This window comes from Mycobacterium sp. KBS0706 (genome assembly GCF_005938675.2).
Lineage (GTDB): Bacteria > Pseudomonadota > Alphaproteobacteria > DSM-16000 > Inquilinaceae > Inquilinus.
In genome coordinates this window covers 1-372 of record NZ_VCCH02000382.1, presented here as the reverse complement: position 1 = coordinate 372, position 372 = coordinate 1, and the positions used below count along the sequence as shown (strand labels likewise).

At 66.9% G+C, this 372-nt stretch carries 1 protein-coding gene; it reads right to left on the bottom strand.

Annotated elements, in window-relative coordinates; genetic code table 11:
- Positions 1-372: proton-conducting transporter membrane subunit (locus tag FFK22_RS42375; RefSeq protein ID WP_306770283.1), on the bottom strand; the 372-nt coding region annotated here is incomplete at both ends.

Genomic DNA, 372 nt, shown 5'->3' with positions numbered 1-372 from the left:
CCGAAGGCGAAGGTGATGATGCCCATATGCTCGATCGAGCTGTAGGCGAACAGCCGCTTGATGTCGCGCCGCCGGTACAACATGAAGCCGGCGAAGAGCAGCGACGCCAGCCCCATCACCGCCATCAGCGGTCCGGGCGCGATCGCCGCCGGATTGGCCGCCAGCAGCATCTTGAAGCGCAGCACGGCGTAGAGCGCGACATTGAGCAAGAGGCCCGACAGGACGGCGGAGATCGGCGTCGGGCCCTCGGCATGGGCATCGGGCAGCCAGGCATGCAGCGGCGCCAGGCCGACCTTGGTGCCGTAGCCGAGCAGCAGGAAGATAAAGGCGAGGTTCAAGAGCGCCGGGTCGAAGGCGGCGACGCGATCGATC